The organism is Enterococcus sp. DIV0183, from assembly GCF_050541505.1.
Classification (GTDB): domain Bacteria; phylum Bacillota; class Bacilli; order Lactobacillales; family Enterococcaceae; genus Enterococcus; species Enterococcus faecalis.
Genome location: NZ_CP172932.1, coordinates 1,489,745 through 1,514,262, shown reverse-complemented (window position 1 = coordinate 1,514,262; position 24,518 = coordinate 1,489,745). Strand labels below are relative to the sequence as shown.

Sequence of the window (24,518 nt, the reverse complement as noted above, 5' to 3'; positions counted from 1 at the left end):
AAAAAACTAGGAGACGGCCTTTTTTAGACCAATTCCTAGTTTTTTTAGCGTAAAATGAACTGATTTTATAAAACTAGTCCTTACTAATGAGAAGAAATCGTTCTTAAGTCCTATGACAAATGATCAAAAACAAGGCATAATAATGCATGTAAGGAAAACACTATTGAGTGAAAAATTTGCTAAGGAGGCAATATCCATGAAAGAAAGAGAACGCGTATTAGAATTAGTGAAAAAAGGTATTCTAACGTCAGAAGAAGCGTTAATTTTATTAGAAAATATGGCAACTGAAAAAGATGAAAAACAAATCGAAAAAGCTGCTGAAAAAGTCGATACACAAAATATTGGAACAACAAATAAAGAAGATCAAGTCGCAGATTTAATGGATGCATTAGAAAAAGGCGAATCAGAAGGACCTACTGTTGATTCGTTTGAAGAAAATACACAGGACAGTGCAGAAAAAGATCGTGAAAACTTAGAAAGAATTCTTGATGAGTTAGCAACAAAAGCCAATCGTGCTTCGGCTGAATTGGACGAAGTCAACGCAGAAATTGCCGGCATCAAAGAAGAAATTAAAGAAGTCGCAGAAGAAATTGGAACATTAGATACAAAAGAAGAGTTAGATGCATTAACAGAAGATGAACAAGTTCAACGAAAAGACTTGCACGTTTTACTTGCACAATTAGAAGAAAAATTAGCGACTCAAAGTACTGAAAAAACAGCACTGGAAGAAGAACTAAAAAACATTCGCAAAGAACAATGGAAAGGTCAATGGAATGATACAAAAGAAAAAGTTTCTTCTCAATTCTCTGAAGAGTGGAAAGATCAAGCCACAGACACCTTTAACCAAGTCGGCGGCAAAGTTGCCGAAGTTGGCGGCCAAGTGGGAGAATTCTTGAAAAAAACATTTAATTCTTTCAGTGACACCATGAATGATAATGTGGAATGGAAAGACATTAAAATGAAAGTTCCTGGTGTGGCAACAACTAAGTTTGAACATGAATTTAACTATCCAAATCCACAAGCAAGTTTAATTGATGTCAAGGTAGCAAATGGTACCGTGGTTTTCAAAACTTGGGATCAAGAAGATGTGAAAGTCGAAGCAAAAATCAAATTATATGGTAAAATGGCAGGAGATTCACCAATGGAAGCTTTCTTAGAACGAAGTGACATTGATGTGGATGATGAAACGATTTCTTTCCAAGTGCCAAACAAACGGGTGAAAGCAGATTTAACGTTCTATTTACCAAAACGCACTTACGATCATGTATCTGTTAAATTATTAAACGGAAATGTCTTAGTAGAAGAGTTAACAGCGAAAGATGTTTACACAAAATCAACGAATGGGACGATTACGTTTAAAAAAATTGATGCAACTATGTTAGAAATTGAAGGTGTGAATGGTGAAATTAAAGTCCTAGAAGGAACGATTTTAGATAACATTATTGAAACAGTCAATGGTGATGTGTCTATTTCCGCGGCACCAGAAAGTCTAAGTGTTTCTCTGATTAATGGAGATATCCGCATTACAGCTAAAGAAAAAACGCTTCGCCGTGTTGAAGCAAGCTCTGCAAATGGGAATATCAAATTGGCCTTGCCAAATGACTTAGGTGTTGAAGGGCAAGTGAAAACTAATTTAGGTAGTATTAACAGCCGTTTAACAGATATTGAAGTTGTTCGTGAAAAGAAAGATCGCGGCAATCAACAATTACATTTTAGACGTGTACTGGAAGAATCAATGGCTCAAATTAATGCTTCTACAACAACGGGAAGTATTTTCCTAAAAGATACGGATAAATAATTAATAATTTTAAGCTAGATGGGCTGACGAATCAGCCTTTCTAGTGTAAAATTTAGTAGACGAGGTGAAAACATATGAAAAGAAAACTAACAAAATCTCCGAATAACGTGGTTTTAACAGGAAGCTTAGCTGGGATTGCTGATTGGCTAGGAATTGACCCAACAATTATTCGTGTCGTTTATGTCTTGCTCAGCTTTTTCTCAGCAGGATTTCCAGGCATTCTCTTATACATTGCCTTAGCAGTCTTGATCCCTTCTGGAAGAACAGGAAGCGATCGCGGCTACGGCCATCAAAATCCTTATAATAGAAATGTTCGCAATGAAAATCCTTATGCTGCCAATAAAAAGCAACGTAAAGAAGCGGAAAAAATTGATGATGACGAATGGAGTGACTTTTAATGACATATTTTCAGCGATTGGTTGTTAATACACTGACATTCATTTCTTTATCAGTTGTTTTTCCTGGCATGATTCATGTGAGAGGCATAATGCCTGCAATTATTGCCGCCTTTGTTCTCTCAATCCTAAATATGTTGGTGAAACCAGTCTTAACAATCTTGTCGCTCCCATTTACTTTATTAACGTTTGGTCTATTTAGCTTTGTTGTCAATGCAGCGATTTTACAAATGACCTCGTTTTTTGTGGGGGAAATGAACTTTGGCTTCTCAAGTTTTTGGGCAGCGGTGCTAATGGCTGTAATTATGTCAATTGTCAATACGATCGTTACGGATCACAATTTATCGAAATATGAATAAAAAAAGCCTGAAGAGCGCAGCATAAAATGCGTTCTTCAGGCTTTTTCGATGGTTAAATTTTCTAGGTGACATTCTGGATGGCGGCTGATATAGCCATATAAAATGTTTAAAAAATCAACTTGTTGCTTCGAGTAATGCTCAATTGTTTTCGGTGGTTTTTTGGGCATGATTTTTTTTGCTAGTTCAAGCGGTGAATATTTTTGAAACGTTTGTTTAGTTACAACACGTGTTGCTACCACCAAGCCTTGGTAAATTAAATAGTATTTGATTTTTTTCTGACAAGGTAACCACATCAGTTGCCAATCTCGTTGGTTAGCTTGACTAATTCGTTGATTTTGGTTTGCAAAGCGCGTCAGAAAGAGCCAATCTTCCTTGAGTTTTGCCGCTTTTTCGAAGGCTTGTTTTTCAGCAGCCTCTTGCATTTGTTGAGCAATTCGTTTGATTGGTTCTCGTCCTTGATTATGGAAAAAGTCGAACAATTCTTGTTGAAATAGTTCGGTCGGAATGGCACTCTCTTTTTGAAAGGTTTGATGCCAGTAGTTGGTTGGGACGAGATCGTAGATACTATCCAAAATTATTTTTAAACGGTTTAATTTTCGGCGAATCGAATAAGGACCAAAACAGTTCTCTTTAGTGGGAATATTTAAGAGTTTAATCTCTAATTGCCGCTCATTAACGGCTACCGATACATAAGAATATTGTTCATAAGCATTCATTTGGCGATTGTAGCGCGGCCGATACTGTTGAATCAGTTGACATTCTAGGAGGAGTGCATCCAATTCTGTGTCAGTATGGAGAACATCGAAGTCTATAATTTGTTTGACTAAACGCATCGTCTTTCGAGAATGTTGATTACTATTAATAAAATAGCTCGACACGCGATTTTTTAATTTTTTGGCTTTACCCACATAAATAATTGTGTCGGTTGCGTCTTTCATTAAATAAACACCCGGTGTTAACGGTAATTGATGGGCTTTTTCCTTTAAATATTCTTTCATAAGTTTCCTCTTTTCTTAAAAGGATCGGCTTCAAGTATACAAAGTTTTCTGAAATAGTCAAGTAACAGAAATAGCATAGGTAATTTCACTGAAAAATAGTTTCATTTTTTTAAAATATGATAATTCTAGGAATTATCTAGTGAATAGCTAGAAACTTGTATTTTTAAATGATAAAATATAACAAGTAGCAGAAAGGACTGACATTCGATATGACAGAAGTGGTAAAGATTTATCAACTGGTAGAAAATCTTTCTTTAGAAGTAGTATACGGAGATGAAGAAAGCTTAAATAGAACAATTAAAACTGGTGAAATTTCCCGGCCAGGTTTAGAATTAACTGGGTATTTTAATTATTATTCCCATGACCGTTTACAATTATTTGGGAGCAAAGAAATTACCTTTGCGGAACGAATGATGCCTGAAGAGCGTTTATTAGTGATGCGCCGTTTATGTGCGAAAGATACTCCAGCCTTTATAGTATCCAGAGGACTAGAAATCCCCGAAGAATTAATTACAGCAGCAAAAGAAAATGGCGTTTCTGTATTACGTTCACCGATTTCAACTTCCCGTTTACTAGGGGAACTATCCAGTTATTTAGATGGCCGTTTAGCTGTTCGGACAAGTGTCCACGGAGTTTTAGTTGATGTTTATGGACTTGGTGTTTTGATTCAAGGAGATAGCGGTATTGGTAAAAGTGAAACAGCTTTAGAGCTTATTAAACGTGGACATCGGCTAATCGCAGACGATCGCGTCGATGTTTATCAGCAAGATGAATTAACCGTGGTTGGAGAACCACCAAAAATTTTGCAGCATTTAATTGAAATTCGTGGTATCGGAATTATTGACGTCATGAACCTGTTTGGAGCTAGTGCGGTCCGTGGCTTTATGCAAGTTCAATTGGTCGTTTATTTAGAGGCATGGGAAAAAGACAAGAAATATGATCGTCTTGGTAGTGATGATGCAATGGTTGAAATAGCTAACGTTGATGTCCCTCAGATTCGTATTCCTGTTAAGACCGGCCGAAATGTGGCCATTATCATTGAAGTAGCAGCAATGAACTTCCGCGCGAAAACAATGGGCTATGATGCAACAAAAACGTTCGAAGAGCGCTTAACCCGTTTGATTGAAGAAAATTCAGGAGAATAGAAGGAGAAGATGTGATGATGTTAGCCCAAGTAAATTCAATTGCATTTCGCCTTTTCGGTATTCCCGTCTATTGGTATGCAATTATTATTGTTTCAGGGATTGCTTTAGCTGTTTGGCTAAGTAGTCGTGAAGCCGTTCGTGTTGGTTTAAAAGAAGATGATGTCTTTGACTTTATGCTCTGGGGATTACCTGCAGCAATTGTTGGCGCGCGCTTGTATTACGTCGCTTTTCAATGGCAAGATTATGTAGACAATCCGATTGAAATTTTCTTTACTCGAAATGGTGGCTTAGCGATTTATGGTGGTCTTATTGGTGGGGGACTGGCGCTGTTTTTCTTTACGCGTCATCGTTTCATTTCTACATGGACTTTTTTAGATATTGCTGCACCAAGTGTGATTTTAGCGCAAGCAATTGGTCGCTGGGGCAACTTTATGAATCATGAAGCCTATGGGCCAGCGACCACCAGACAATTTTTAGAAAATCTCCATTTACCAACGTTTATCATTGATAACATGAATATCAACGGAACGTATCATCAACCAACATTTTTATATGAATCTGTCTGGAATGTTTTAGGCTTTATCGTTTTAGTGTTATTACGCAAAAAGCCACACTTTTTAAAAGAAGGCGAAGTCTTTTTAGGTTATATAATATGGTATTCTTTCGGCCGTTTCTTCATCGAAGGCTTACGGATGGACAGTTTGTATGCGTTTAGTAACATTCGTGTCTCACAATTGTTGTCTTTAGTGATGTTCGTGGCAGCAATTGTTATTGTGATCGTTCGCAGAAGAAATCCCAATTTGAAATTTTACAATCGGGAGAAACAAAAGAAAAAAATAACAACTTCTTAATCCAACTTGATCGAAGAATATGGTAAACTAAAGAAGTAACGTTGTTTAGCGAAAGGAGAGTTTCACCGATGAAACAAAAAGTCGCTGTTTTAGGTCCAGGTTCCTGGGGGACAGCTTTAGCTCAAGTATTAGCCGAAAATGGACACGAGGTCTGTATTTGGGGAAATAAACCAGAGCAAATCGATGAAATAAATACAAAACACACCAACAAACATTATTTACCAGAATTAATCTTACCTACTTCAATTCAGGCAACCACTGATTTAGCCACTGCTTTAGTAGATGTTGATGCGGTACTGTTTGTGGTACCAACTAAAGCCATTCGTTCAGTAGCACAAGAAGTGGCCCAACATTTAAAAACAAAACCAATTATTATTCATGCAAGTAAAGGGCTCGAGCAAGGTACACATAAGCGGATTTCAGAAGTGATAGCAGAAGAGATTCCAGCAGAAAAACGGCAAGGGATTGTGGTTTTATCTGGTCCAAGCCATGCAGAAGAAGTCGCTGTTCATGACATCACAACCATTACAGCAGCAAGCGAAAATTTAGCAGACGCTGTGTATGTGCAAGAGTTGTTTATGAATGATTACTTTAGAATTTATACGAACGATGATGTGATTGGTGTAGAAACAGGGGCGGCCTTAAAAAATATTATTGCTTTGGGCGCCGGAGCGATTCATGGCTTAGGCTTTGGTGATAATGCCAAAGCGGCAATTATGACTCGTGGTTTAGCAGAAATTAGTCGTTTAGGGGTTGCGATGGGAGCAAACCCATTAACATTTATTGGTTTAAGTGGTGTTGGGGATTTAATTGTTACTTGTACAAGTGTCCATTCTCGAAATTGGCGTGCGGGTAATTTATTAGGAAAAGGCCATAAGTTAGATGAAGTCTTAGAAAACATGGGTATGATTGTGGAAGGTGTTTCAACAACTAAAGCAGCCTATGAATTGGCACAACAATTAGAAGTCGAAATGCCAATCACAGAAACAATCTACAATGTCTTGTACAATGACGAAGATGTACAACAAGCAGCAAAAGAAATTATGTTGCGCGATGGCAAAACCGAAAACGAATTTACACTTGATTTTTAGGAGGAAAAAAGATGAAAGTTAAAAAGGCAGTTATTCCAGCAGCTGGGTTAGGAACACGTTTCTTGCCGGCTACCAAAGCGATGGCAAAAGAAATGTTACCGATTGTTGATAAACCAACGATTCAATTTATTGTAGAAGAAGCACTAGCTTCAGGAATCGAAGATATTTTAATTGTGACAGGCAAAGCCAAACGTCCGATTGAAGATCATTTTGATTCAAATGTTGAATTAGAAAATAATTTAAAAGAAAAAAATAAAACCGATTTATTGAAATTAGTCGAAGAAACAACGGATGTTAATTTACATTTTATTCGTCAATCCCATCCGAAAGGCTTAGGACACGCTGTTTTACAAGCGAAAGCATTTGTTGGCAATGAACCTTTTGTCGTGATGTTAGGCGACGATTTAATGGAAGATAAAGTGCCATTAACGAAACAATTAATGGATGATTACGAAGAAACACATGCTTCGACGATTGCTGTAATGAAAGTGCCCCATGAAGATACTTCAAAATATGGTATTATCAACCCAGAAAAAGAAATCGAAAAAGGACTATACAATGTCGAGAATTTTGTTGAAAAACCAAAACCCGAGGAAGCACCAAGTGATTTAGCGATTATCGGCCGTTATTTATTAACCCCTGAAATTTTTGATGTACTTGAAAATCAAAAACCAGGCGCTGGTAACGAAATTCAGTTAACAGATGCGATTGACACTTTAAATAAAACACAACGCGTTTTTGCTCGTGAGTTTAAAGGAGAACGTTACGACGTTGGCGATAAATTTGGGTTTATGAAAACAAGCATTGAATATGGTTTGACTCATCCAGAAGTAAAAGATAATTTACGAGAATACATTATTAATTTAGGTGCTCAATTAGCGAAAAAAGAGCAACCAAAAGAAAAATAAATAAAAATAAGCGTAAAATTTCAATTCGTTAGAAGGAAATTTTACGCTTTTTTTCTTAAAGAAAAGGGCATGAGAATTTTATAAAATAAATTGTCATTCTTAGCTTTATGAGTTGTGAAAAATATAAGTTGGTGTTATCCTAAGATTATAAATAAAATTTCAGAGGGGAGTAATGATATGTCAGGTGGGGAAATTGCTGCCTTAATTGCAGCGGTAGCATTTGTTGTTTTAGTCATCTTTTTAGTACTTGTGTTATATAAAGTTTCTCAAGTTGTTTCAAAAATTGAAGATACAATTGATGAAACAAATACAACAATCAAAGTCGTGACTAGCGATGTGAATGTATTGAGTCGCCAAGTGGAAGGCTTGCTTGTTAAAAGCAATGAACTATTGACAGATGTGAATCAAAAAGTGGCAACGATTGATCCGTTGTTTACGGCCGTTGCTGATTTAAGCGAAAGTGTCTCTGAATTGAACACCTCAAGTAAACATTTGATTACGAAGGTAGGAACCGTAGGGAAAGGCACAGCGAAAGCTGGTTTAGTGAGTAAAGTAGGCGGTTCTGCTTTTAGAGCAATGCGTTCAAAAAATAAAAAAACAAATAACTAATTGGAGGAGATTTTTATGGCTAAAAAAGGCGGATTTTTCTTAGGAGCAGTAATTGGTGGAACAGCAGCAGCCGTTGCCGCATTATTACTTGCACCAAAATCAGGTAAAGAATTACGTGATGATTTATCAAATCAAACAGATGATTTAAAAAACAAAGCGCAAGATTACACAGATTATGCTGTTCAAAAAGGAACAGAATTAACAGAAATCGCAAAACAAAAAGCCGGCGTTTTATCAGATCAAGCCTCTGATTTGGCAGGTTCTGTCAAAGAAAAAACAAAAGATTCATTGGATAAAGCACAAGGTGTTTCTGGCGACATGCTTGATAACTTTAAAAAACAAACAGGTGATTTATCTGATCAATTTAAAAAAGCAGCTGACGATGCTCAAGATCACGCAGAAGATTTAGGTGAAATTGCCGAAGATGCAGCAGAAGATATCTATATTGACGTTAAAGATTCTGCGGCAGCGGCCAAAGAAACTGTTTCTGCTGGTGTCGATGAAGCAAAAGAAACCACCAAAGATGTTCCTGAAAAAGCTGCAGAAGCAAAAGAAGATGTTAAAGATGCAGCGAAAGACGTAAAAAAAGAATTTAAAGGGTAACAAGCGTTTAGCTTATGAAAGTTAGCAACGGATCGTGTTGCTTTTGTTCAGCGGCTTACCTTAAAATTTAGAAATGAGGCCATCAGTCCGGTTGACTGATGGCCTCATTTTTTTTTTTATGCTATTCAATAATTTGCAATTCTTTGGTTGTCTTAGTGAATGGTTCGGATCCTGTTTTCGTTACGTGTAAACAATCTTCAATACGAACGCCTACTTTTCCAGGAATGTAAATACCGGGCTCAATAGAGAAACACATACCTTCTTCAATGACTAAATCATTGCCATGAACCAGCGATGGGTATTCATGGACAGTGGTTCCAATGCCATGGCCTAAGCGATGGTTAAAGTATTCACCATAACCAGCTTTTGTGATTACACCTCGAGCAATATCATCTAATTCGCCTGCTGTAACACCAGGTTTCACTGCTTCAGTTGCTGCTAATTGTGCTTCTAAAACAATTCCATAAATTTCTTTTTGGAAATCAGAAGGTTCCAAGTAGCTGACTGTTCGTGTGGCATCACTACAATAGCCATTATGAACGACACCTAAATCAAATAACACTAAGTCATGGGGCTCAATTTTTGTTTCGCCAGGTACCCCGTGAGGACTAGCTCCGTTTTTTCCTGTTAAGACTAACGTATCAAAACTCATTGAGCGAATACCTTGACGTTTTAATTGATACTCGATTTCTGCAACAATTTCTTGTTCCGCAACGCCTGCTTGAATTGCTTTGAAGCCAATCTCAAAAGCGACATCAGCCCAACTACCAGCTTCTAGTAAACGTTGAATTTCAGGTTCTGTTTTAATTAATTGAAGTTTTTCAATTAAAGGCGTAACATCATGCGAAAAATCGCTAGCTGGGAAATAGGTTTTCAATTGATCGAAACGAGCTAAAGAAAGAGCTTGTTTTTCTAAAGCAAAGCGTGGTGTGCCTTGTGTTCGTTTATTTAATAAAGCCGCAATTTTTTCCCAAGGATTTTCGCTATCTAAATAACCATAAACGGGATAAGTCCAACTACTCTTTTCGGCATCTTCGACTTCCAATGCAGGTGTAAATAAAAATGATTGGTCGTCCGCAGCGATAAACAAAGCTAACACGCGTTCATGAGGTTCGCTTTCGTAACTGGAAAAGTAAGCGATATGACCAGGATCACTAATATAAGTGAAGTCAATCTTTTCTTGGTGCATCCAATTTTTTAAATCGGCAATTTTTTCTTGATTCATAAAACATCCTTCTTTCTTTTATTCTGAAGTGAATCACAGTACTATCATAACATGAAATGACAAAAAGTTCCTTTTGAAATGGAAAGTAAATTTTCATGAAAAAACGATAAAACGGTTGCAAAAATAGAAGAATTTTGATATTCTAGGCTAGGAAAGAAATGTAAACAGTGTTTTCAGAAAATGAGAACAAATTCATATTTATAGGAGAAGAAACATGGAAAAACAAACAATTACAATTTATGATGTTGCTAGAGAGGCAAATGTATCTATGGCTACTGTTTCTCGTGTTGTCAATGGTAATCCCAATGTAAAACCAGCAACGCGTAAAAAAGTCTTAGAAGTGATTGATCGCTTAGATTACCGTCCTAACGCAGTCGCACGTGGTTTAGCAAGTAAAAAAACGACAACAGTGGGTGTCATTATTCCAGATGTTAGTAATGCATTTTTTGCTTCATTAGCACGTGGCATTGACGACGTGGCTACAATGTATAAATACAATATCATTTTAGCTAATTCAGATGGAGACGATCAAAAAGAAGTTACTGTATTAAACAATTTACTTGCCAAGCAAGTAGATGGGATTATCTTTATGGGTCATCGCATTACAGATGATATTCGTGGTGAATTTTCACGTTCAAAAACACCTGTTGTCTTAGCAGGTTCAATTGATCCAGACGAACAAGTTGGTAGCGTTAATATTGATTACACAGAAGCAACGAAAGATGCAACAGCGACTCTAGCGAAAAATGGGAACAAAAAAATTGCTTTTGTTAGTGGTGCATTAATCGATCCAATTAATGGTCAAAACCGAATGAAAGGCTACAAAGAAGCCTTAGCGGAAAATGGCTTGTCTTATAATGAAGGCTTAGTTTTTGAATCTGAATATAAATTTAAAGCAGGGATTAATTTGGCTGAGCGTGTCCGTAATAGTGGGGCAACTGCTGCCTTTGTTACAGATGATGAGCTAGCGATTGGTTTATTAGATGGGATGCTAGATGCTGGTGTGAAAGTTCCAGAAGAATTTGAAATCATTACAAGCAATAACTCATTGCTTACAGAAGTCTCTCGTCCACGTCTATCAAGTATTACACAACCTTTATATGATATCGGTGCCGTGTCAATGCGCTTATTAACAAAACTAATGAACAAAGAAGAAATTGAAGAAAAAACAGTTGTTTTACCTTATGGAATTGATCAAAAAGGTTCAACAAAATAAATTGAATTAAACGGCTAAACTAAGAGCGTTAACTCTTAGTTTAGCCGTTTTTTGATACCTAAAAATGAGCCAGAAAAATACGTTTTCTGGCTCATTTTAGCGAGTTAATTATTATTCTTTTTATTATCGTTGTTTTTATTGTTATTGTTGTTATTATTTGTAGTGGCACGTGGAGCAAGATTTCCCCAGTAAGAAGCGTAATTGCTGTCTGTTCCACCGATCCCAAATTTATAGGTACTTTGTGGTGCACCATCTTTGGCATAGTATGAAGTCGTTGTTTTGCCAGGTGTGTTGAACTTGGCACCATTATAGGTAATTGAGCCAGGTTTTTCACCAGTAAATTCAGAAACTTTTGATTTAATAACGCTTGGATCTAATTCAAATTTTTGACCAATGCCAAACAATTCTGGATTCGCATAGTACAGCGCGTTGGCTAAGTTCGCCATATAATTCCCATTATTGTCGCCGCTGGTCATCGTCATTGGTGCTGGTAGATCATGTCCTGCCCAAGAACTTAGTGTCACAGTTGGGGTAGAGACAATCAGCCATGAATCTTTAAACTCATCAGTTGTCCCAGTTTTTCCGACCCAATCAGCACTAGCTAGATGAGGATTCAAGCCAGCTAACGTTGGTTTGAATTTTGTCGTATTCGCAGAATCCACCACTGAGCGCAACAAGTCATTCATAATAGAAGCGGTCGCCGGTGAATAAACTTGCGTTCCTTCATCTTTGTGTTCGTAGACCACATGTCCGCTATTGTCTGTGATTTTTTCAATCATGTAGGCTTTTTGATATTTACCTTTGTTAGCAAGCGCTTGGAAGCCGTTTGTTTGTGTTACAACATTTGTTTCTACTGAACCCAATGGCGCAGATTCGTAAGCCCAAGCATCTGAAGCTGGATAGTTCATTTTACTTAAGTAGTGATTGTAAGAGAAATTATCATCACCCATTTTTTTTCTTAGCTCATTATTAACATGAACGACAGGGATATTGAAAGACCAATTCAAGGCATTCCGAACAGTCACGAATTGATTTAAATCCACATTTGTGGAATTAACAAATTCACGACCATCAGCATAAGTCGTTGGGTAGTTGGCCAGACGACTTTCAGAACCAATGATTCCTTGATCAATCGCAGGACCATAGACAGAAATTGGTTTAATCGTAGAACCAACTTGACGATCGGCATTAAAGGCATGGTTGTTTTGATTAATATCGAAGTTTCTGCCGCCGATAAAACCAAGGATACGACCAGTAGCGTTATCCATTAAAATATTGCCAGTTTCAATCATTGTATTCCCATTGACATCTGCAGTGCCATCATCAAGCAAATAACCATAATTTGCGACAGCGGTTTGCATCGTGTTGTAAATATTCTGATCAATGGTTGATTGGATTGTATAGCCTTGCGACTGGATTTCGCGACGTGCTTGTTCTTCATATTGATCTAAACCAACTTGATCTAAATCATCACGATTAACTTTAGCTTTTTTCATATCTAAATCCATGACAATCTCAACTGCTTTATCTAACACCGTATAGTATAGATAGCCTTCTGTATTGACATTGGCCTGTTCAGTTGGTAAAAAGTCTTTTTTCAAGTCGTAAGCTTTGGCTTCTTCATATTCCTTTTGCGAAATAGCTTTTTCTCGGTACATACTGAAAAGAACAAAATCTTTTCTCTTCATTCCTAAAGACAAATCGTCTTTCAAGGCACCAGTGTTAGTATAGGGCGTGTAAACAATGGGACTTTGGGGAAGTCCTGCGATAAAGGCCGCTTGAGGAAGATTCAAGTCCTTGGCACTTTTACCAAAGAGTCCTTTGGCTGCTTCTTCCACGCCTGCAATATTTTCACCTTTGTTATTACGACCAAAAGGGGAGACATTTAGATAAGTTGTCACGATTTCGTCCTTAGAAAAGTATTTTTCAATACGTAAAGCTAATAAAATTTCGTTGGCTTTCCGTTTAAAGGTCGTTTCATCAGTTAAAATCTGTTGCTTGACCAATTGCTGAGTCAATGTTGAACCACCAGAAGAACCGCCGATACCTGTCGCATCAGAAATCAACGCTCGAACTAGCGCTTTTGGTACCACCCCATGATGTTCTTCAAAATATTCATCTTCTGTTGAAATAATGGCTTTTTTTAGCAATGGAGACATTTGATCGCCATTAATTCGTGTCCGAATTAAATCTGATTTGATGTTAGCAATCGGAGTACCATCTGCGTAAGTCATTTTTGACACTTCGGTAATATCACTGATTTCTTTTTGCAATTCTTCCTTCGTTGGGGGCTGTGTATCTTCAACTAGAAAAGCAAAATAGCCCATTCCAATACCTAAGCCAAGAGAGCCACCTAAGACAATCAGAATAACCCCAAAAACCACTAATGACTGAAAAACGCGAATAATGACATTTAAAATAAGTAAAAAGACATTGCCGCCAGAAGAGGCCGTTGGTTTTTGCTTATTGTTACTTGAATTATTTTTCAAAAGCTTCACCTCAATAAAATGATACATTCTGTGTTATTATAGCAAAAAAAAGCTTCTATGAATAGTTTCTACACCAATTGCCATTTTTTGTTGAAAAAACTTAAGAGAAAATAGGGAAATCTCATTTTTTGACTTTTCAAGTGTGACAGAATCGGTTACTATGAATAGGGGAATTTGATCTATTATTATGTTTTACTATAGGAGGAAAATCATGAATTCAGCTTTTTTTGAAGAATTAAAAGCCCGTGGGTTGGTCTACCAAGTCACAGATGAAGAAGCCTTACAAAAACAATTAAATGAAGAATCTGTTAAATTATATATCGGCTTTGATCCAACGGCAGACAGTTTACACATCGGGCATCTACTGCCAATTCTTATGTTACGTCGTTTCCAACAAAATGGTCATGTGCCCATTGCTTTAGTTGGTGGCGGAACAGGCATGATTGGTGATCCATCATTCAAAGATGCAGAACGTAGTTTAAACACACTTGATACAGTGAAAGCTTGGTCTGAAAGTATTAAGGGCCAGTTGTCACGTTTTATCGATTTTGAAGATGAAAAAAATCCAGCGATTCTAGCAAATAACTATGATTGGCTTGGAGAGCTTTCGTTAATTGATTTCTTACGTGATGTTGGAAAAAACTTTACAATTAACTATATGATGAGTAAAGAAAGTGTGAAACGTCGAATCGAAACAGGAATTTCTTATACTGAATTTGCGTATCAATTATTACAAGCGTATGATTTCTTGAAATTGTACGAAACAGAAGGTTGTTTATTGCAATTAGGCGGCAGTGATCAATGGGGAAACATTACTTCAGGGATTGAATTATTACGCCGAGAACAAGAAGTTCAAGGATTTGGCTTAACTATGCCTTTAATTACAAAAGCAGATGGTACCAAATTTGGTAAAACAGAAGGAAACGCAGTTTGGCTAGATGCGGAAAAAACTTCGCCATATGAATTTTATCAATTCTGGATTAACACAGATGATCGTGATGTCGTGAAATTCTTGAAATACTTTACTTTCTTAACATTGGATGAAATTGCAACAATTGAAGAAGAATTTACAGCGAACCCAGGTCAACGTGCTGCGCAAAAAGCGTTAGCCAAAGAAGTGACTACTTTAGTCCACGGTGAAGCAGCCTATCATCAAGCGGTTAAAATTTCAGAAGCTTTATTCAGCGGGGATATCCAAAGCTTAACAGCAGAAGAAATTAAACAAGGCTTTAAAGATGTACCGACGTATGAGGTGCAACCAGAGGATCAATTAAGTTTAGTCGACTTATTAGTTACCTCAAAAATAGAACCATCCAAACGTCAAGCCCGTGAAGATGTTCAAAATGGAGCGATTTACGTCAATGGAGAACGTAGACAAGATTTAGCAGCTGAATTGACAGAAACTGATAAAATCGAAGGACAATTTACTGTGATTCGTCGCGGTAAGAAAAAATATTTCTTGTTAAAATACTAAAAAAATGAAAGCTTGGGACGAAGGTCGTTTAGACAACAGGTTCCAAGCTTTCGCTTTTAAAAAAGATAAATTGGGATTAATTCTGTTACAAAAAACTCTTTTTTACTATTGGGCATATTCAATTACAGATAACTTGTGCTATGCTAGAATAAAAAGTGCAGTCGCTATAAGGAGTAGGTTATGAAATCAATTGTCGAAAAGTTAAACTTAACGAAGTATCAGCAACTAGTTATTTTAAATAGACCACAGGGAGAGTATCTATCTGAATTTGCTTCAGCCGCGCAGCAATTACCCTCAGAACCAGTTGAGCTGATTTTTGCATTTGTGAAAACAATGGCGGAATTTCAAGAGATTGTTTCAATGGTGATTGAAGGTCAACATTTAGTAGAAAATGGGTTGTTATATGTGGCTTATCCGAAAAAAGGCAATAAAATGTATCCAACCTTTGTCCACCGAGATGAAATTTTTCCAACATTACAAGTAAACGAGGCAGATGGGTATATTAAAGGCTCAACCTTAAAATTTAATCGCATGGTTAGTTTAGATGAGACTTTTACGGTTGTCGGCATGAAGAATGTTCTTAAAAAGCTAGCGAAGAATCAGACCAGTTCTGCTGTTGGGGATTATGTTCAATATTTACCGGAAATTGAAGCGTTGGTACAAACAGAACCAGCTGCTGCAGCGACATTCGCTGCATTAACGCCTGGTTATCAAAAAGAGTGGGCGCGGTATGTATTTAGTGCAAAGCGAGCGGAGACACGGAAAAAGCGGCAAACTGAAATGTTAGTCATTTTAAAAGAAGGCTATAAAACCAAAGCTCTTTATCAGCAAAGGAAGAAATAATGGCGCAGTCAATTGAAACAGTTACAGCATACATCGAAACAGTTGAACCAAAATGGCGAATTGCTTATCAGCAAGTATTAGACGTCGTTTCGCAAAATTTGCCAGCAGGATTTGAATTAACGATGCAATATGGCATGCCAACCTTTGTTGTGCCGCTTTCAGTATTTCCAGAAGGCTATCTTAACCGTGGTGATGAACCGTTACCATTTATCAGCTTAGGCGCTACTAAAAGGCAAGTAGCTTTATATCACATGGGATTAATGGGAAATGAAGCCGTCCGAAGTTGGTTTCAAGAAGCCTATCAGGAACAAGTGTCAACAAAGCTAAACATGGGGAAAAGTTGTCTTCGCTTCACTAATCCTAAGCGAATACCCTATGAACTAATTGGCGAATTAGTAACAAAAATCACGCTTGAAGAATGGCTGCAACAGTATCAACACTACCAAAAGAAAAAGAAGAATTATTAGGAGGAACCACATGTTATTAGGATCACACGTTAGTATGAGTGGCAAGAAAATGCTATTAGGCTCTGCCGAGGAAGCGGCTAGTTATGGCTCAACAACCTTTATGATTTATACAGGTGCGCCACAAAACACGCGCCGGAAACCGATTGAAGAAATGAATATTGAAGCTGGGCAAGCTTTTATGAAGGAACACAATTTAAGTAATATCGTCGTTCATGCCCCGTATATTATTAATTTAGGTAATACAATTAAAACGGAAAATTTCGGTTTTGCCGTAGACTTTTTGCGTCAAGAAATTGAGCGAGCACAAGCGTTGGGAGCAACGCAAATCACGTTACATCCAGGTGCGCATGTTGGTGCAGGTCCAGAAGCCGGCATCAAACAAATTGTTAAAGGTCTAAACGAAGTCTTGTGGAAAGAGCAAATCCCTCAAATCGCTTTAGAAACAATGGCTGGTAAAGGAACCGAAATTGGCCGTACGTTTGATGAACTAGCTGCGATTATTGACGGAGTTACGCTAAATGATAAACTTTCTGTCACTCTGGATACTTGCCACATTAATGATGCAGGTTATAATGTAAAAGATGATTTTGATGGCGTATTAGTTGAATTTGATAAAATTATCGGATTGGATCGTTTAAAAGTTATTCATGTGAATGATTCTAAAAATCCTATGGGCTCACATAAAGATCGTCATGCCAATATTGGCTTTGGCACTATTGGTTTTGAAGCTTTAAACGGTGTGGTTCACCATGAAAAATTAACTGCTTTACCAAAAATTTTAGAAACACCTTATGTCGGAGAAGACAAAAAAAATAAAAAGGCCCCTTACGGCTTTGAAATTGCGATGTTAAAAAATCAAACATTTGATCCAGAATTATTAGAAAAAATTCAAGGACAAAACTAAAGCAACAATCGCTCTTAAAGGTCCTATTGACATTTAAGAGCGTATATTTTTGACTTTTAATCACTATTTTGCAAAAAAATCAGACTTTTTTCATTATTTAAGAGAAATCCCGCAAAAAGAACTTTTCTTTTTTTGCTATTTCTAGTAAAATAATTCATTGAGAGCAAAACTATACGGAGAGGAGAGAGTTTCAATGGCAACAGGTTGGGTAGTATTAATCGCAGTAATCGCTTTATTAGTAGGCGCTGCAGGGGGCTTTTTCCTTGCACGCAAATATATGCAAGATTATTTCAAAAAAAATCCTCCCGTTAATGAGGATATGTTACGCATGATGATGGCATCAATGGGTCAAAAACCGTCAGAGAAAAAGGTTAGACAAATGATGCAACAAATGAAAAACCAAGGAAAATAGTAAAGGTTATTCAGGTAATCATGAATAAGTGTAAAAACGGGCTGATTTTCAGTCCGTTTTTTTGTTGTTTTGCGGGAGAATAGGATAATCTAGGAGGAAAAGAGCGAAACGTTTAATCAAAAACAACAATAACGAAGAAACCTTCTAGCTCGAAAGTAGTCTTCGTAGAACAACAAAGTAAAAGGAGGGACAACTGAATGTCCATATTCAAAAAATTAGGCTGGTTTTTTAAGCAAGAGAAAAAAAGTTATATTATTGGGGTTTTCTCATTAATGATGGTCGCTCTTGTTCAATTAGTCCCGCCCAAAGTTATTGGCGTCGTTGTAGATGAAATCGTTAACAAAGAAATTCGCTTAACGAAAATTATCGTGTGGGTTGCACTCTTGATTGGTGCTGGGCTTGCCCAATATCTTTTTCGCTATATTTGGCGGATGCATATTTGGGGGAGTGCGGCTCGTTTGGAAAAAGAGCTACGGACTCAATTATTTCATCATTTCACAAAAATGGATAGCATATTTTATCAGAAATATCGGACAGGTGACTTGATGGCGCATGCAACCAATGATTTAAATGCCATCCAAAATGTGGCTGGAGCTGGGATTTTAACGTTTGCCGACTCTGTGATTACGGGAGGAACAACGATTATCGCAATGGTTCTATTTGTTGATTGGCGCTTAACATTAATTGCTTTATTACCGCTGCCTTTATTAGCCGTCACTTCACGAGTTCTAGGTTCTAAGTTGCATGATGCCTTTCGAGATTCACAAGCTGCTTTTTCAGCGATTAATGATAAAACACAAGAAAGTATCACTGGAATTAAAGTCATTAAAACATTTGGGCAAGAAAAAGAAGATCTTGCTGATTTTACAGAGAAAATTGATGATGCTATCGTCAAAAATAAACGAACGAACTTTTTAGATGCACTATTTGATCCGTTTATTACGCTGATTATTGGTGTTTCTTATGTTTTGACAATTATTATTGGTGGTCGATTCATCATGGAAGGAACGATTAGTTTAGGTCAGTTGGTCTCTTTCATTGCCTATATTGGGATGCTAGTTTGGCCAATGTTTGCGATTGGGCGCTTATTTAATGTGTTGGAACGTGGGAATGCTAGTTACGATCGTGTGAACGAATTATTACATGAAAAAACGCATATTATCGAACGAAAAGATGCCATCAAAACAATGGCGCAAGGGACAATTTCAATGAAGATTGATTCTTTTTCTTATCCAAAAGAAGAGACGGTGGCGTTGGAAAATATCCAATTTTCGTTGCAAGAAGGAGAAACCTTGGGGATTGTTGGCAAAACAGGCGCTGGTAAAACCACTATTTTGAAGTTGTTGATGCGTGAATATGATCAGTATCAAGGAACGATTTCCTTTGGAAAACATAATATTAAAAATTATACATTAGATGCATTGATGGGTGCAATGGGGTACGTGCCACAGGACCATTTTCTCTTTTCCATGACGGTACGAGATAACATTCGTTTTGCTAAACCAGACTTAGAACAAGCAGCAGTTGAACAAGCGGCAGCATTAGCATTTATTAACCAAGAAATTAAAGCATTCCCTGAAGGCTATGACACAATGGTTGGGGAACGTGGCGTTTCGCTTTCTGGAGGACAAAAACAACGGATTTCTATTGCACGGGCCTTGATTGTTGAACCAGAATTGTTAATTTTAGACGATGCCTTATCTGCAGTCGATGCGAAGACTGAAGAGGCGATTTTATCAAATCTAAAAGAAACGCGCCAAGAAAAAACCACTATTATTACAGCGCATCGTTTAAGTAGTGTCATGCATGCAAAAGAAATCTTAGTGTTGGATGAAGGGAAAATTATTGAACGGGGGACGCATCCAGAGTTACTGGCTCAGAAGGGTTGGTATCAGCGGATGTGGGAAAAACAGCAATTAGAAGCGAAAATTGAAGGGAGTGAGAGTTAATGGAAGAAAAGTATCAATCCGAATGGTCCAGAGAGTTACCGCTGAAAGAACAATTAACGATTGTTCAGCGTTTGTTTCGTTTTGCCAAACCGTTTCGACGCATGTTTTACACAGCTATTCTCTTTGCATTTGGCTTATCAATTATCAATATTCTTTTGCCTAGAGTCATTCAAGTTTTTATGGATAATTATTTAACGCCTAAAACTGCTACAATGCAAGTGATTCTAACTTTTGCTGCTATTTATTTTTTTGGTGTCATTGTCAAAAGTATTGTTTGGTTTTTCCAATGGTATTTGTATTCGATGGCTTCTTTAAAAACGTATCAATATATACGAGTGAAATTATTTGAAAAATTACACACTTTAGGTATGCGTTATTTTGATCAAACACCAGCGGGTTCGACGGTGTCTCGTGTTACAAATGACACAGAAACATTGTTTGAATTCTGGTATGTATTCCTAATGGTGATTACAGGAATTTTTGCCGTAATCTCGTCATTTTTTGCAATGTTTCAACTCAGTCCAGAAATCTCATTTTATTGTCTAATTTTCTTGCCGATTTTATTAGTTGTGATTTGGTATTACCAAAAATTTAGTTCAAAATTATATCGCAGTATGCGGGAAAAATTAAGTCAATTAAACACCAAACTAAATGAATACATCTCTGGGATGCAAATCATTCAACAATTTCGCCAAGAAAAGCGTTTGGAAAAAGAATTTGAGGAAACCAATGATGATTATTTAAAAACACGAGTAGCAATGATTCGTATGAATTCGTTATTATTAAGTCCTATCATTAATTTGTTGTATACGTTGGCGATTGCATTGGCCTTAACTATGTTTGGCATCGATGCTTTACATTCTCCTGTAGAAGCGGGGATGATTTATGCTTTTGTAACGTATGTCCAAGCTTTTTTTAATCCGATGACACAAATGATGGACTTCCTAAGTATCTTTACAGATGGGATTGTCGCAGGTAGTCGTATTTTAAAAATTATGGATACGGAAGAATTAACGCCGCAACAATCAGTAGGTGCGAATGGGGAAATTATTCGCGGGAAAATTGAATTTCGCAATGTTACTTTTTCTTATGACGGCAAAAACGAAGTATTGAAAAATATTAGCTTTGTCGCAAATTCCGGGGAAACCGTCGCTTTAGTCGGTCATACAGGAAGTGGTAAAAGTTCAATTATTAATGTACTCATGCGTTTCTATGAATTTTATGAAGGGCAGATTTTAATTGATGATCGTGATATTCGTGATTTTCCCATGACAGAATTACGGGAAAAGATGGGCTTAGTATTACAGGACGCTTTCATGTTTTATGGAGATATTGCTGGAAATATCCGTTTACTGAATCCCAATATTACAGATGAGCAAATTAAACAGGCTGCGGAATTTGTTCAGGCAGATAAATTTATTCACACGTTACCCAATACCTATCATGCGAAAGTCATTGAACGAGGAGCGAGTTATTCTAGCGGACAACGTCAATTAATTTCGTTTGCACGAACGATTGTGACTGATCCCAAAATTTTAGTTTTAGATGAAGCAACCGCTAATATTGATACAGAAACAGAAGGATTGATTCAAGAAGGATTAGCCAAAATGCGTCAAGGGAGAACGACAATTGCGATTGCGCATCGCCTTTCGACGATTCGTGACGCAAACTTGATTTTAGTTTTAGACAAAGGGCAGATTGTAGAACGAGGAACGCACGAAACGTTACTGGCAGAAGGTGGCCTTTATGCGGATATGTATCAGTTACAAAGTACGGAAGTTTAACGTAACAATAGAAAGAGTTAAATAACCTAAACAAAGGCATTTAGTGTTAGGAAATTCCTAATTCTAGGTGTCTTTGTAGCTCTTTAAATTGCAAAAAAGAATAGAAATGGTATGATATGAAGAGAGAAAAACAAACGAGGAAGTTAGGTGGAACTGTGAAGCCAGTTATAGTCAAAAATGTGCGAATAGGTGAAGGGAATCCCAAAATTGTGGTGCCCATTGTTGCTCCAACAGCCGAGGATATTTTGGCCGAAGCAACGGCGATCCAAACACTAGATTGTGATTTGGTGGAATGGCGTTTAGACTATTATGAAAATGTCGCTGATTTTTCCGATGTATGTAATCTTTCACAACAAGTAATGGAACGGTTGGGGCAAAAACCGTTATTGTTAACTTTTCGTACACAAAAAGAAGGCGGCGAAATGGCTTTTTCCGAGGAAAATTATTTTGCTTTGTATCATGAATTAGTGAAAAAGGGTGCGTTGGATTTATTGGATATTGAATTATTTGCGAATCCACTGGCGGCAGATACGTTAATTCACGAAGCTAAAAAGGCGGGGATTAAAATTGTTCTCTGTAATCACGACTTTCAGAAAACACCGTCGCAAGAGGAGATTGTCGCGCGGTTACGCCAAATGCAAATGCGTCAGGCGGATATTTGTAAAATAGCTGTGATGCCACAAGATGCGACAGATGTACTTACGTTACTTTCAGCAACCAATGAAATGTACATCCATTATGCATCCGTCCCAATCGTTACTATGTCAATGGGACAGTTAGGGATGATTAGTCGCGTAACAGGTCAACTGTTCGGGTCGGCACTAACTTTTGGCTCAGCCCAGCAAGCGTCTGCACCAGGCCAACTATCCGTACAAGTATTAAGAAATTATTTAAAGACATTCGAACAAAACAAGTGATTCAGAAGGTGAAAAAAGTGGCAAAGAAAAAAACACAACAAAAAACGAATGCGATGCGCATGGTAGAACAACATAAAGTACCATATAAAGAATATGAATTCGCTTGGAGCGAAGATCATTTAAGTGCAGAAAGTGTCGCTGAAAGTTTAGATATTGAAAAAGGACGAATTTTTAAAACCTTGGTTACAGTAGGTAATAAAACAGGTCCAGTCGTGGCTGTCATTCCTGGTAATCAAGAATTAGATTTGAAAAAATTAGCGAAAGCTAGTGGCAACAAAAAGGTAGAAATGCTTCACTTAAAAGATTTAGAAGCAACCACAGGCTATATTCGTGGGGGCTGTTCACCAATTGGGATGAAAAAACAATTTCCCACCTATTTGGCTGAAGAAGCTCAACAATATTCTGCAATTATTGTTTCTGCAGGCAAACGTGGCATGCAAATTGAATTAGCGCCTGAAGCAATCCTTTCGCTAACGAATGGGCAATTTGCGGAAATAACGACAAAAGAATAAGTGGCTATAAGAAGAAGTCGAGACAGAACCGTTTATCTGTTTTTAAGCGTGGAGCAAAAATCACTAGGGATTTTTGCTCCACGCTTAACTATCAAATTAATAAAGGAAAAGCATTAAGTAGACAGTGCTACTTTTTATTGGGATAAAATTTTTGTAATGCTTGCCGTGCGAGCATATCGGCCGCTTTGTTTTGACTTTCAGGTAGCCATTTGATTAAGAGCAAAGGGAAATTCTTTTCTAGTTGTTGATATTCTGCTAAATAAGGCTGGTACTTTTCATTTTTAGCATATTTTTTTTCAATTGTTTGGACAACAATTTTACTATCTGAGTGGAGAAGAACGGTTTGTTGATTGTCTTCATTGGCAATCGCTTGTTTTAAAGCTTCAATCAGCACTTTAAATTCGGCTTCGTGATTACTAACAATGCCTAAAGGCACATGCAATTGTTGCCGCGATTGGTCGGTGAGGTAAACGATACCGCCGCCAGATTCACCTGGATTGCCTTTTGTTGCAGCATCTACATAAATTCTTAACATAAAATTACTCCTAATTTCTTTTTGTTCTTAAAAAAAGTATGTTACTATTATAACATATTTAAATTTAGCGGCGTTGATCCAGAAGTAGTGAGGGCACTTTATGAAAAAACAGAAATTCTATTGGCAGCCAGAATTAGCATCAACAATTATTTACTGGTCTTGCACATTTTGTATATTATTTATTAGTTTAATTTTAGCATTGGAAAATAATGGTCCTTACTTGATTAGTAATCTGGTGATGGTTCCATTTTTTGTGTTTGCGTATCTAGGAATTGCGCGGTCTTTTAACATGACAGAAACATCTTTAATTGTCAGAGATGTTTTATGGTTCCGCAAAAAAGCACTTCCGCTTTCTCAGATAGAAAAAGTAACCTACAATGAAAAAAGCATCGAAATTTTTTCCTCAGAATTTAAGGAAGGCTCAAAAGTCTTTTTAATGAAAAAGAAAACGATTCCGTTATTTCTTGAGGCACTTAAGGTAAAAAAGCCTGAATTGAAGGTAGCAGAAGATCATTCTTTGGGCCTTCATAAAAAAGAAGAAAAAAACAAGAGTGAGTCATAAGTCGAAACGACTGGTGACCCACTCTCAAAATCTTAAAATAATCAGCTGAAACAAACGCTACGTTTACTTACTTTTTGGAGCAAAGCGTTGTTGGTTCAGCTTTTTTAGTTATCTATTTTTTTGACATGTGCTGCTTGTAGCCCACGATTGCCTTCCATTATCTCGAACTCTACAGATTGATTCTCATCAAGTGATTTGTATCCGTCACCTTCTATAGCAGTGAAGTGGACAAAAATCTCATCTTCTTCGTTGTAAACGATAAAACCATAACCTTTTCTGTTATCGAACCATTTGACAATTCCTTTTTGCATCCAATTCACGCTCCTTTTAGATTTGTAAAGACACTTTCATTATACGAGAAAAGGCTACCAAACGTCAATGGTTGGGTTGTTTAAAAAAGGTTATTCTAGCCATTCTATTCAATACAAGCTATAATTTAAAAGAAACAATGTGTCACAAAGACGATAAAGAA

Annotated in this window: 26 protein-coding genes; 21 read left to right on the top strand and 5 right to left on the bottom strand. The window is 37.1% G+C overall.

All coding sequences use genetic code 11. From position 1 onward, the window contains the following. Positions 1-196: 196 nt before the first annotated feature. The 3 genes from liaX (at position 197) to IGK72_RS07475 (ending at position 2,552) form a co-directional block, all read left to right on the top strand. Positions 197-1,798 (top strand): daptomycin-sensing surface protein LiaX, encoded by a 1,602-nt coding sequence (gene liaX / locus IGK72_RS07485; RefSeq protein ID WP_002360155.1) that lies wholly within the window; start codon positions 197-199, stop codon positions 1,796-1,798. A gap of 74 nt (positions 1,799-1,872) precedes the next feature. Beyond that, positions 1,873-2,196: a PspC domain-containing protein gene (locus IGK72_RS07480; protein WP_002357306.1), complete on the top strand. Its 324-nt coding sequence runs from the start codon at positions 1,873-1,875 to the stop codon at positions 2,194-2,196. Next, positions 2,196-2,552, top strand: coding sequence for a phage holin family protein (locus IGK72_RS07475; RefSeq protein ID WP_002357307.1), 357 nt, complete (start codon positions 2,196-2,198; stop codon positions 2,550-2,552). The genes IGK72_RS07480 and IGK72_RS07475 overlap by 1 nt, the downstream gene beginning before the upstream one ends. A gap of 35 nt (positions 2,553-2,587) precedes the next feature. Here the strand turns inward: IGK72_RS07475 and IGK72_RS07470 are convergent, their stop codons facing one another. After that, complete coding sequence (locus IGK72_RS07470; protein ID WP_002365747.1) at positions 2,588-3,550, bottom strand: GIY-YIG nuclease family protein; 963 nt, start codon at positions 3,548-3,550, stop codon at positions 2,588-2,590. Positions 3,551-3,759: 209 nt separating this feature from the next. Here IGK72_RS07470 and hprK point away from each other — a divergent pair, with 209 nt between their 5' ends. The 6 genes from hprK (at position 3,760) to IGK72_RS07440 (ending at position 8,757) form a co-directional block, all read left to right on the top strand. Further along, positions 3,760-4,695: an HPr(Ser) kinase/phosphatase gene (gene hprK / locus IGK72_RS07465; RefSeq protein WP_002357309.1), complete on the top strand. Its 936-nt coding sequence runs from the start codon at positions 3,760-3,762 to the stop codon at positions 4,693-4,695. 17 nt (positions 4,696-4,712) lie between these two features. Then, positions 4,713-5,546 carry a prolipoprotein diacylglyceryl transferase gene (gene lgt / locus IGK72_RS07460; protein ID WP_002381830.1) on the top strand — a complete coding sequence of 278 codons (834 nt, stop codon included), beginning with the start codon at positions 4,713-4,715 and terminating at the stop codon, positions 5,544-5,546. Between the two features lie 68 nt (positions 5,547-5,614). Next, a complete protein-coding gene (locus IGK72_RS07455; protein ID WP_002357312.1) occupies positions 5,615-6,637 on the top strand; it encodes an NAD(P)H-dependent glycerol-3-phosphate dehydrogenase in 1,023 nt (340 codons plus the stop codon). Between the two features lie 11 nt (positions 6,638-6,648). Continuing rightward, positions 6,649-7,545, top strand: a complete 897-nt coding sequence (gene galU / locus IGK72_RS07450; RefSeq protein WP_002360159.1) for a UTP--glucose-1-phosphate uridylyltransferase GalU — start codon at positions 6,649-6,651, stop codon at positions 7,543-7,545. Between the two features lie 177 nt (positions 7,546-7,722). Then, the gene (locus tag IGK72_RS07445; RefSeq protein ID WP_002357316.1) at positions 7,723-8,154 is read left to right on the top strand and encodes a DUF948 domain-containing protein; all 432 of its coding nucleotides are present in this window, start codon (positions 7,723-7,725) and stop codon (positions 8,152-8,154) included. 15 nt (positions 8,155-8,169) lie between these two features. Further along, positions 8,170-8,757 (top strand): YtxH domain-containing protein, encoded by a 588-nt coding sequence (locus IGK72_RS07440; protein ID WP_002381831.1) that lies wholly within the window; start codon positions 8,170-8,172, stop codon positions 8,755-8,757. 121 nt (positions 8,758-8,878) lie between these two features. On the opposite strand, the gene IGK72_RS07435 is transcribed toward IGK72_RS07440, so the two are convergent. Beyond that, positions 8,879-9,982, bottom strand: a complete 1,104-nt coding sequence (locus tag IGK72_RS07435; RefSeq protein WP_262238385.1) for an aminopeptidase P family protein — start codon at positions 9,980-9,982, stop codon at positions 8,879-8,881. Between the two features lie 214 nt (positions 9,983-10,196). Between IGK72_RS07435 and ccpA the strand changes: the two genes are divergently transcribed. Then, a complete protein-coding gene (gene ccpA / locus IGK72_RS07430) occupies positions 10,197-11,198 on the top strand; it encodes a catabolite control protein A (protein WP_002357319.1) in 1,002 nt (333 codons plus the stop codon). A gap of 104 nt (positions 11,199-11,302) precedes the next feature. Here ccpA and IGK72_RS07425 read toward each other — a convergent pair whose 3' ends face one another. Further along, a complete protein-coding gene (locus IGK72_RS07425; protein ID WP_031324503.1) occupies positions 11,303-13,714 on the bottom strand; it encodes a transglycosylase domain-containing protein in 2,412 nt (803 codons plus the stop codon). A gap of 184 nt (positions 13,715-13,898) precedes the next feature. Here IGK72_RS07425 and tyrS point away from each other — a divergent pair, with 184 nt between their 5' ends. The 10 genes from tyrS (at position 13,899) to ybaK (ending at position 22,949) form a co-directional block, all read left to right on the top strand. Continuing rightward, positions 13,899-15,161, top strand: coding sequence for a tyrosine--tRNA ligase (tyrS, locus tag IGK72_RS07420; protein WP_002357324.1), 1,263 nt, complete (start codon positions 13,899-13,901; stop codon positions 15,159-15,161). Positions 15,162-15,165: 4 nt separating this feature from the next. Beyond that, entirely contained in the window at positions 15,166-15,345 is a 180-nt protein-coding gene (locus IGK72_RS07415) for a hypothetical protein (RefSeq protein ID WP_002365741.1), read from the top strand. Beyond that, on the top strand, positions 15,342-16,004 hold the full coding sequence (locus IGK72_RS07410; protein WP_002369298.1) for a YdeI/OmpD-associated family protein: 663 nt from the start codon (positions 15,342-15,344) through the stop codon (positions 16,002-16,004). The genes IGK72_RS07415 and IGK72_RS07410 overlap by 4 nt, the downstream gene beginning before the upstream one ends. Then, positions 16,004-16,471 carry a DUF1801 domain-containing protein gene (locus IGK72_RS07405; protein ID WP_002378382.1) on the top strand — a complete coding sequence of 156 codons (468 nt, stop codon included), beginning with the start codon at positions 16,004-16,006 and terminating at the stop codon, positions 16,469-16,471. Before IGK72_RS07410 ends, IGK72_RS07405 begins: the two co-directional genes overlap by 1 nt. Before the next feature lie 10 nt (positions 16,472-16,481). After that, positions 16,482-17,375 (top strand): deoxyribonuclease IV, encoded by an 894-nt coding sequence (locus IGK72_RS07400; RefSeq protein WP_002357396.1) that lies wholly within the window; start codon positions 16,482-16,484, stop codon positions 17,373-17,375. 193 nt (positions 17,376-17,568) lie between these two features. After that, positions 17,569-17,787, top strand: a complete 219-nt coding sequence (locus IGK72_RS07395; RefSeq protein WP_002357397.1) for a YneF family protein — start codon at positions 17,569-17,571, stop codon at positions 17,785-17,787. Positions 17,788-17,984: 197 nt separating this feature from the next. Beyond that, positions 17,985-19,736, top strand: coding sequence for an ABC transporter ATP-binding protein (locus IGK72_RS07390; RefSeq protein WP_010775880.1), 1,752 nt, complete (start codon positions 17,985-17,987; stop codon positions 19,734-19,736). Further along, complete coding sequence (locus IGK72_RS07385; RefSeq protein ID WP_023894638.1) at positions 19,736-21,520, top strand: ABC transporter ATP-binding protein; 1,785 nt, start codon at positions 19,736-19,738, stop codon at positions 21,518-21,520. Before IGK72_RS07390 ends, IGK72_RS07385 begins: the two co-directional genes overlap by 1 nt. Before the next feature lie 155 nt (positions 21,521-21,675). After that, entirely contained in the window at positions 21,676-22,437 is a 762-nt protein-coding gene (aroD, locus tag IGK72_RS07380) for a type I 3-dehydroquinate dehydratase (RefSeq protein ID WP_165548686.1), read from the top strand. Continuing rightward, on the top strand, positions 22,434-22,949 hold the full coding sequence (gene ybaK / locus IGK72_RS07375; RefSeq protein WP_031323967.1) for a Cys-tRNA(Pro) deacylase: 516 nt from the start codon (positions 22,434-22,436) through the stop codon (positions 22,947-22,949). The genes aroD and ybaK overlap by 4 nt, the downstream gene beginning before the upstream one ends. A 127-nt stretch (positions 22,950-23,076) precedes the next feature. On the opposite strand, the gene IGK72_RS07370 is transcribed toward ybaK, so the two are convergent. Then, on the bottom strand, positions 23,077-23,484 hold the full coding sequence (locus tag IGK72_RS07370) for a ribonuclease HI family protein (RefSeq protein WP_010820864.1): 408 nt from the start codon (positions 23,482-23,484) through the stop codon (positions 23,077-23,079). A gap of 100 nt (positions 23,485-23,584) precedes the next feature. Here IGK72_RS07370 and IGK72_RS07365 point away from each other — a divergent pair, with 100 nt between their 5' ends. After that, positions 23,585-24,046 carry an EbsA family protein gene (locus tag IGK72_RS07365; RefSeq protein WP_002357403.1) on the top strand — a complete coding sequence of 154 codons (462 nt, stop codon included), beginning with the start codon at positions 23,585-23,587 and terminating at the stop codon, positions 24,044-24,046. A gap of 104 nt (positions 24,047-24,150) precedes the next feature. Here IGK72_RS07365 and IGK72_RS07360 read toward each other — a convergent pair whose 3' ends face one another. Beyond that, positions 24,151-24,357, bottom strand: coding sequence for a cold-shock protein (locus IGK72_RS07360; protein WP_023894634.1), 207 nt, complete (start codon positions 24,355-24,357; stop codon positions 24,151-24,153). Positions 24,358-24,518: the final 161 nt, after the last annotated feature.

Coding starts and splice junctions, on each gene's coding strand:
- IGK72_RS07360 (WP_023894634.1), bottom strand. CDS start 24,357: ATGCAAAAAGGAATTGTCAAATGGTTCGATAACAGAAAAGGTTATGGT.
- galU (WP_002360159.1), top strand. CDS start 6,649: ATGAAAGTTAAAAAGGCAGTTATTCCAGCAGCTGGGTTAGGAACACGT.
- IGK72_RS07400 (WP_002357396.1), top strand. CDS start 16,482: ATGTTATTAGGATCACACGTTAGTATGAGTGGCAAGAAAATGCTATTA.
- tyrS (WP_002357324.1), top strand. CDS start 13,899: ATGAATTCAGCTTTTTTTGAAGAATTAAAAGCCCGTGGGTTGGTCTAC.
- IGK72_RS07475 (WP_002357307.1), top strand. CDS start 2,196: ATGACATATTTTCAGCGATTGGTTGTTAATACACTGACATTCATTTCT.
- ccpA (WP_002357319.1), top strand. CDS start 10,197: ATGGAAAAACAAACAATTACAATTTATGATGTTGCTAGAGAGGCAAAT.
- lgt (WP_002381830.1), top strand. CDS start 4,713: ATGTTAGCCCAAGTAAATTCAATTGCATTTCGCCTTTTCGGTATTCCC.
- IGK72_RS07425 (WP_031324503.1), bottom strand. CDS start 13,714: ATGTATCATTTTATTGAGGTGAAGCTTTTGAAAAATAATTCAAGTAAC.
- IGK72_RS07365 (WP_002357403.1), top strand. CDS start 23,585: ATGAAAAAACAGAAATTCTATTGGCAGCCAGAATTAGCATCAACAATT.
- IGK72_RS07480 (WP_002357306.1), top strand. CDS start 1,873: ATGAAAAGAAAACTAACAAAATCTCCGAATAACGTGGTTTTAACAGGA.
- IGK72_RS07470 (WP_002365747.1), bottom strand. CDS start 3,550: ATGAAAGAATATTTAAAGGAAAAAGCCCATCAATTACCGTTAACACCG.
- IGK72_RS07435 (WP_262238385.1), bottom strand. CDS start 9,982: ATGAATCAAGAAAAAATTGCCGATTTAAAAAATTGGATGCACCAAGAA.
- hprK (WP_002357309.1), top strand. CDS start 3,760: ATGACAGAAGTGGTAAAGATTTATCAACTGGTAGAAAATCTTTCTTTA.
- IGK72_RS07410 (WP_002369298.1), top strand. CDS start 15,342: ATGAAATCAATTGTCGAAAAGTTAAACTTAACGAAGTATCAGCAACTA.
- IGK72_RS07440 (WP_002381831.1), top strand. CDS start 8,170: ATGGCTAAAAAAGGCGGATTTTTCTTAGGAGCAGTAATTGGTGGAACA.
- IGK72_RS07405 (WP_002378382.1), top strand. CDS start 16,004: ATGGCGCAGTCAATTGAAACAGTTACAGCATACATCGAAACAGTTGAA.
- IGK72_RS07390 (WP_010775880.1), top strand. CDS start 17,985: ATGTCCATATTCAAAAAATTAGGCTGGTTTTTTAAGCAAGAGAAAAAA.
- IGK72_RS07370 (WP_010820864.1), bottom strand. CDS start 23,484: ATGTTAAGAATTTATGTAGATGCTGCAACAAAAGGCAATCCAGGTGAA.
- IGK72_RS07385 (WP_023894638.1), top strand. CDS start 19,736: ATGGAAGAAAAGTATCAATCCGAATGGTCCAGAGAGTTACCGCTGAAA.
- IGK72_RS07455 (WP_002357312.1), top strand. CDS start 5,615: ATGAAACAAAAAGTCGCTGTTTTAGGTCCAGGTTCCTGGGGGACAGCT.
- IGK72_RS07395 (WP_002357397.1), top strand. CDS start 17,569: ATGGCAACAGGTTGGGTAGTATTAATCGCAGTAATCGCTTTATTAGTA.
- IGK72_RS07415 (WP_002365741.1), top strand. CDS start 15,166: ATGAAAGCTTGGGACGAAGGTCGTTTAGACAACAGGTTCCAAGCTTTC.
- liaX (WP_002360155.1), top strand. CDS start 197: ATGAAAGAAAGAGAACGCGTATTAGAATTAGTGAAAAAAGGTATTCTA.
- IGK72_RS07445 (WP_002357316.1), top strand. CDS start 7,723: ATGTCAGGTGGGGAAATTGCTGCCTTAATTGCAGCGGTAGCATTTGTT.